This window comes from Roseovarius sp. D0-M9 (assembly GCF_037083805.1).
Classification (GTDB): domain Bacteria; phylum Pseudomonadota; class Alphaproteobacteria; order Rhodobacterales; family Rhodobacteraceae; genus Roseovarius.
On record NZ_JBAPKZ010000096.1, the window covers coordinates 1 to 2,327 of the forward strand.

The following is a 2,327-nucleotide window of genomic DNA, read 5'->3' on the forward strand; positions in this document are numbered from 1 at the left end:
CGGACAGGTGCAGGATATTCTGTTTGACGGTCAGGAAGACACCCGGCGGTATGACGTGCAGATGCCCCTTGCGCAGCGCCATGCCGTCGACCGCCTGAACGACCTTGAGGTCGATATGACCCTCCAGCAGGTCGATCACCATGCTCTCATGCGTCGGGTCGAGGTGCAGGATCAGGATGAACGCCGCCGGCGTATCACCGGGTATCTTTATCATCAGGGCGCGGCACGCCTCCAGCCCGCCAGCAGAGGCACCAACGGCGATGACGGGCAGAAGTTTGTGCGCTTCATCTTTTGAAATGGTCTGTTCCAATGCAGATTGGTGGGTTTTTCGGCCCTGTAGCTTGGGAATTGACCAGTTACAGTCTGACGTTGGGTCCTGGCCTCTTGCTGCCCCTATACCCGACATTCCCCGAGTGGCCTGCCGCTGACGGAAAACTCGCCTGATTTTGGCCTTGGGGCAAGTTCTTTCGGCCCCGAGCGGCGTCCACGGTGGCGGAAGCGCACATAGTTGGGCGGTTCAAGCCGCAGAACGGCCTCGTCCATCGCCTGCAAGCCAGGCGCGTCAAGTGGAAGGCGAATTTGCCTTCCTTGATGTGCTACTCGCCCGCGCCGCGTCGATTTTAGAAGCGCATCACACCAACCGGCGCCATGGGCCAGTTGGTGACGGCTTAATCCTTCCTGTACGTGGCGGGAAGAAGATTCGGTTGAAACCGGCACAAGCGTCACGGCGGTGGAGTGCGTTTCGGCCAAAACATCATGTGAGACCTCAATGCCCTATACTCCCAGCGCCGTCACTCCGGTCACTCCGTCATCTTTCATGGTTTGGCGTTCTGCAAGAACTTCGCGCGCTGGCTGGGTTTCCTCAGCAAAGGTAGACGCCCTTGTAATTTCCAAGGACTATAGCGCCAAACGCTATTGTTTGGCGGCAGGCGATATTGGGTCGGGCCAATCATTCAAGCCGGCGTTTGGACCAAGTCCAGCCGGCACTCGCGGTCCACTGTCGAGACGATCTAACTCGGCTCAGGCAGCGCATGGTTGCCTGCCCGCAGAGCAAGGACCTCATCGCCGCGGATACAGCACGCGCCCAACAGCCCCAGCCCCGACACAACGTCGCTTTCACAGGAGGCCAGTCATGAATGCCGGACCACCAATTCAACGCGCCGGCGACACGTGCTGGCGTATCGAGACCGCCCAGCATCTGGCCATGATTGTCGACGCCGCTGACTATTTCAGAATTCTGCGCGACGTCATGCAAAAGGCGCAGCATAGCGTTATCATGATCGGGTGGGAATTCGACACGCGGATCGATCTCGAGCCAGGAAAGGAAAAAGACAAAGTTCCGAGCCGTCTGGGTGAATTCCTCAGTTGGCTTGTGCGTCAACGCCCAGATCTGAAGATTTATCGTCTGCAATGGGACGTCGGCCTTTTGTTCACGCTTGGGCGGAGGTCAATGCCACTCAGGTTCGCAGACTGGTTAATCGGACATCGCATTCGCCTTAAACTCGATCACGCGCATGCCAGTGGCGCTGCCCATCATCAGAAGATCATCGTCATCGATGATGCGCTTGCCTTCTGTGGTGGCATCGATGCCACAGCTGACAGATGGGACACGTCCCAACATCAGGACGGCAACCCATTTCGGGTCAGGCCGACCTCGAAGCGTCCCTACGCCCACTGATATATGTGCACGCCAAGATCGTGATCATGGACGACAGGCTGATGCGGGTTGTTTCTTCCAATCTGAACAACCGCTCACTTGGGTTGGACATAGAATGTGATTTATCCGTCGAGGTAACGCCGCGAATGCCTGATGCCGTCGGGAGGCGGTCACATCATCAAAGCCCCTTGGAACTGGTCGCCAGTGGCATCCACAATGGGCAGTCAAACAGCGTAAGCTGCGGTATCAACGGAGTGCTTACAGTCGAGCTCAGGCTTGGCCATCTAATCTCCGGTGGTATTCTGCCAGTCGGAATTGGTCGATAAGGGCGTCTTCCATGATGGGTTGCCTCCACTGCCCTTGTTGATGATACCGTCAGCTTTCAAACGTGACGGGAGTTGGATGCAAAGAGTTCGTGTGTCAGGCTATGCTGAGCGATAACCGTCCATTTTTCTGACTTACTTGGTTTGGGCGAGCCGACTGGCTGCCTCATGCTGGCTCAGGAAGACTTCGCCTGTCAGCTCATCCAGAAAATGGCTGCGTTGCAGACGGTCCATCACTGGGCCTTTCACCTCACTGAGGTGCAGGCGGATGTTGGCGTCCTTCAGTCGGGAGTTGATCGCTTCGAGCGACTCCAGCGCCGAGAGGTCGATCTCATTCACCGCCGAAA

Annotated in this window: 3 protein-coding genes; 1 reads left to right on the forward strand and 2 read right to left on the reverse strand. The window is 57.2% G+C overall.

The genetic code is table 11. The features are described from left to right. Positions 1 to 310, reverse strand: a 310-nt coding sequence (locus V8352_RS21510) for a chemotaxis protein CheB (protein ID WP_336426302.1), incomplete at its 3' end; no start/stop codon positions are given. Between the two features lie 822 nt (positions 311 to 1,132). Here V8352_RS21510 and V8352_RS21515 point away from each other — a divergent pair. Continuing rightward, positions 1,133 to 1,678, forward strand: a complete 546-nt coding sequence (locus V8352_RS21515; protein ID WP_336426303.1) for a hypothetical protein — start codon at positions 1,133 to 1,135, stop codon at positions 1,676 to 1,678. A gap of 437 nt (positions 1,679 to 2,115) precedes the next feature. Here V8352_RS21515 and V8352_RS21520 read toward each other — a convergent pair. Continuing rightward, the coding region (locus V8352_RS21520) for a sodium-independent anion transporter (protein WP_336426304.1) at positions 2,116 to 2,327 on the reverse strand (212 nt) is incomplete at its 5' end.